Origin of the sequence: uncultured Eudoraea sp. (genome assembly GCF_947258525.1) — a bacterium.
Classification (GTDB): domain Bacteria; phylum Bacteroidota; class Bacteroidia; order Flavobacteriales; family Flavobacteriaceae; genus Eudoraea.
Genome location: NZ_CAMYIP010000076.1, coordinates 1 through 4,315, shown reverse-complemented (window position 1 = coordinate 4,315; position 4,315 = coordinate 1). Strand labels below are relative to the sequence as shown.

Sequence of the window (4,315 nt, the reverse complement as noted above, 5' to 3'; positions counted from 1 at the left end):
ACCTAACCAAAATTGGGCACTATTCCCAAAATACTTGCTGAGACGCAAAGCCGTATCTGCCGTGATACTCCGCCTACCGTGAATAATGGCTGAAGTACGCGTTTGTGGTATATTCAGGTCTTTTGAGAGCCGGTAAGCAGAAATACCCAGGGGCTCCAAAAATTCATGGAGCAAGACTTCTCCGGGATGTATGTTTTTTAACCGTTTCATATGCAGCATTTTTAATGATAGTCTATTATTTGTACTTCGGAGGCGTTGCCCTTATGCCATTTAAAGATTATACGCCATTGTCTATTAATACGGATGCTGTAAAACCCTTTGTACTTGCCTCTCAATTTCTCGAGGCGGTTAGAAGGAGGTATTCTAAGATCATTTAAATCCTGAGCATTATGTAGCATCCTTAATTTCCGCCTGCCAAGCTGTTGAATGGTGCCGGGTAGATTTGTTACGCGATAACCCTGCCAGATCCGCTCCGTATCTTTAGTACCGAATGACGTAAGCATACGTATTACGTTACTAACGTTAAAGATAAGTAATTTATTAGAAAAAGCATATTATTTATTAATCAAATTAACTACCCAAAATGCAGGTCTGTTCGTTCTTCTTTATTCTGTACGTAGATGGAGATAGACACTTCCAGGTCAAAATACTCTGTGTAGTAATAGGTTTTTCTACTGCGGTTATAGCAGACTTTCGCGTTGTAGTCTTTTAATTGTTCTACCATCAGGTAGACGAGTCGCTCGCTAATGCGCAGCCTGCGCGCCAGTTCTTTGGGAGAGCCGGTGGTTTCGTCCTGGATAAGTTTGTGGAAGCGGTGGAGGCGTTGTAGATTTTTTATGGTTTTCATAGTTTAAAATTTAAAGATGTTAGCTTGTGCTTTATAGCATTAATTCTGCACTTATCTTCTAAACTATTTTGTATAACACAATAAATCAAATGTTTAAACCTAGAATTCATGAATATCGACCCGGTATTCATGAAAATCGATATCGGCTTGTTGCTACCTTACCGAATGGATTAATTAATATCTTATATTTAAATTAATTCATTCCCTGAGTTTAAAATTGACATTCATTTTTATCATTTTCAAATATGAAATATCAATTATTATTGAAGTAACCAATTATTCATTGCAGAAAGTTTTGATGTCACTAAATTTCCATTATATCAACTATAGGAATTTAATTTGTTTTTGCAACTTGTTGATTTATACTGTTTTGCTAAAGGCAAGTTATAGTGAAAAAATATGTGATTCTCTTTTATTACAGCAATATGATTTTCTAGAAGAGAAAATATTCGATTCTCCTAATGACCTAGTTAAGTCACTTTATTTTGGAAGACTTTATTTGAAAAAGGCAAAGAAAGAAGAGAATATAAACAAAATTACTGATGGATATTACTTTCTTTCATTGATAGCCAAAGATAATGATGCTCGAAAATATTTAGATAGTCTTTCAAGATTTAGCATTAAGCATTCTCTGGATAAGAAACTAGCCTTAGCTCAACAAGCAATTGGTAAACTACTCTATGAAATGGGTGATATCCAAGGTGCTTTAGATCATTATCTAATGGCCATTAAAGTTATGGATAAGTCTGAGCAAGCAGTTTTGTACCATATACTAACTCATAATATTGGCTTAATAAGAGGTTTAATAGGTCAAAATGCAGAGGCTCTACAAGTTTATCAAGAATATTTGCAACACCTACAAAAAGATGGCATAAATGGAAATGAAATAAATAATTATTTAGTAAATCTTTTCTCATTATCACATTCATTTACTGAAATTGGATTATTAGACTCGGCAACGTACTATAATAAACTAGGAATAGCTGAGTCCAAAAAGTATAATAGGCCTAGACATTACGCCAAATTTGTGCTAGGAGAAGGTTACAATTTGTTCTTCAAGGAGGACTTAGTAAGTTCATTGGACAGCCTTAAAAAGTCGGTGCCTTTAATGTTATTGCATAATGACAAAATGAATGCCGCAATTGGCTTTTTATATTTAGGGAAAATTCAATTAATTAATAGCCCATACCAACCTCCAAGTTCACTATTTAAGGCCGATTCAATAATTGCTACTGAAAGTAGGTATTATCCTGAACTAGTTGAAATTTATGAACTGTTGAATGATTATTATAAGAAAATAGGGGATTCTGAATTGCAATTACGTTATTTAGAAAAATTAATTAATTACGACGAGAACCTTCAAAAAAAGTACACTACTCTATATAAGACAATAACTAGAGAATATGATCAACCTAGGTTATTGGCAGAAAAAGAACTTATCATTAATAGGCTTGAGAATAAAAACGCCAATAAAATAAAAGGAATAATAACTTTGTTGGGCGCGGTACTTCTTTTGTCCTCCTTAGCTATTTCATACTATAGGAAAAGACTAACGTATAAAAAACGTTTTGAACAATTGGTCAGAGGGGGAGTTTCTACAAAGCCTATAAATTCTAAACCTAAAGGAATATCAAATATTCAAAAAAAAGTCGTTTCCGACATCTTAATGAAAATTAGTACATTTGAAGAAAAAGAACAGTTTCTGGATAGTAATTTAAGCCTAGCAAGAATGGCTAGCAAGTTGGAAACCAATAGTAATTACTTGTCGCGAATTATTAATCATTATAAGGAAAAAAACTTCAACAACTATATTAATGATCTTAGGATTATATATGCTACTGAAGAACTAAAAAGAAATCATATATTAAGGAAATACACAATAAAAGCAATTGCTTTAGAAGTAGGATTTAAAAATGCTGAATCATTTACTAATGCATTTTATAAGCGAGTTGGTATTTATCCATCATATTATATAAAAGAGTTAATTAAATCTTATAAATAAACTGATAATATGTATAAATATTTATAGGTAGATGACATTAATCAGCTCATACCAGATATGTATTTAGAGGCTAATATTTTGTATTATATTAATTCTAATATTAAAGCTCTTTGCCTTAAAAATATCGCAATCAAATCTTTCCATATTACGCAGAATTATTATTATTCCTTAAATTCTTTAAGCACTGCTTGATTTGGTAGTTCATCATAGCCCATATTAAAAAAGGTAAATCCAAAAATATCTGCATACTGTTCTATACGCTTATTAACTGGTGTCCCAGCACCGTGACCGGCTTTTGTTTCAATGCGGATCAATACAGGTGATTCTCCTGCCTGAGACTTTTGTAAATTGGCTGCATATTTAAAACTATGTGCGGGAACTACGCGATCATCATGGTCACCCGTAGTGATCAAAGTGGCCGGATATGAAGTACCTTCATTAACATTGTGAATAGGGGAGTACCCTAATAAATATTCAAACATTTCCTGGCTTTCTTCTGAAGTTCCATAATCATATGCCCATCCGGCCCCTGCCGTGAACTTGTGATAGCGTAGCATATCTAACACACCCACAGCCGGGAGGGCCACTTTCATTAAATCCGGACGCTGTGTCATGGTAGCTCCAACCAATAAACCGCCATTAGAGCCACCTTTAATTGCCAAAAACTCTGAGGACGTGTAATTGTTTTCGATTAGGTATTCAGCAGCAGCTATAAAGTCGTCAAAAACATTTTGTTTCTTGGTCTTAATACCTGATTCATGCCACTTCTTCCCATATTCCCCACCCCCTCTGAGATTGGGGACAGCATATATTCCTCCTTGTTCCATCCAAACTGCATTTGTTATGCTAAAGGAAGGGTTTAGGCTAATATTAAAACCCCCATATCCATAAAGAATCGTGGGATTCTTACCATTATATGCAACTCCTTTTTTATGCGTTATGATCATTGGTATTTTAGTACCATCCTTAGAATTATAAAATACCTGGTGAGACTCATAATCATTTGGATTATAGTCTATATCCGGACTCCAATACTTTTCATAGGTTCCTTCATCTATGGAGTATTTGTAAATGGATCCCGGTAAACTATAATTGGTAAATGTGAAATATGCTTCTTTAATCTCTTTCTTGCCTCCAAACCCACCTACATTTCCGATGCCGGGTAATTTCACTTCACGTACTAGCTTACCGTCATAGTCATATTGGTAGACTTTGGAAAGGGCATCTATCATATATTCGGCAAAATAATATCCGCCAGCAGAACGTAGCGACAATACATTCTCCTTTTCCGGAATGACATCTTCCCAATTATCGACCGTAGGATTTGAAGCATCTGTTTTGACCAATTTTTGATTGGGCGCCCCGTGGTTAGTCACCAAAAATAATGTCGTCCCTTGATTGTCAATAACCCAAGTATCAGAATCTTCGCGTTCTTGGATGGGTTTAAAAGGACCTTCATCTTTTAA

5 protein-coding genes are annotated in these 4,315 nt (G+C 34.6%); 1 reads left to right on the top strand and 4 read right to left on the bottom strand.

The annotated features are described in order from the left end of the window. The 3 genes from Q0X89_RS05850 to Q0X89_RS05840 form a co-directional block, all read right to left on the bottom strand. On the bottom strand, nt 1-210 hold a 210-nt coding region (locus Q0X89_RS05850; protein WP_297692073.1), incomplete at its 3' end, for a HigA family addiction module antitoxin. Between the two features lie 11 nt (nt 211-221). Continuing rightward, nucleotides 222-503 carry a type II toxin-antitoxin system RelE/ParE family toxin gene (locus Q0X89_RS05845; protein ID WP_297692071.1) on the bottom strand — a complete coding sequence of 94 codons (282 nt, stop codon included), beginning with the start codon at nt 501-503 and terminating at the stop codon, nt 222-224. A 71-nt stretch (nt 504-574) separates the two neighbouring features. Further along, nucleotides 575-847: a DNA-binding protein gene (locus tag Q0X89_RS05840; RefSeq protein WP_297692069.1), complete on the bottom strand. Its 273-nt coding sequence runs from the start codon at nt 845-847 to the stop codon at nt 575-577. 370 nt (nt 848-1,217) lie between these two features. Here Q0X89_RS05840 and Q0X89_RS05835 point away from each other — a divergent pair, with 370 nt between their 5' ends. After that, complete coding sequence (locus Q0X89_RS05835; protein ID WP_297692067.1) at nt 1,218-2,849, top strand: AraC family transcriptional regulator; 1,632 nt, start codon at nt 1,218-1,220, stop codon at nt 2,847-2,849. A 161-nt stretch (nt 2,850-3,010) separates the two neighbouring features. On the opposite strand, the gene Q0X89_RS05830 is transcribed toward Q0X89_RS05835, so the two are convergent. Next, a partial coding sequence (locus tag Q0X89_RS05830) for a prolyl oligopeptidase family serine peptidase (RefSeq protein WP_297692065.1) occupies nt 3,011-4,315 on the bottom strand: 1,305 nt, incomplete at its 5' end.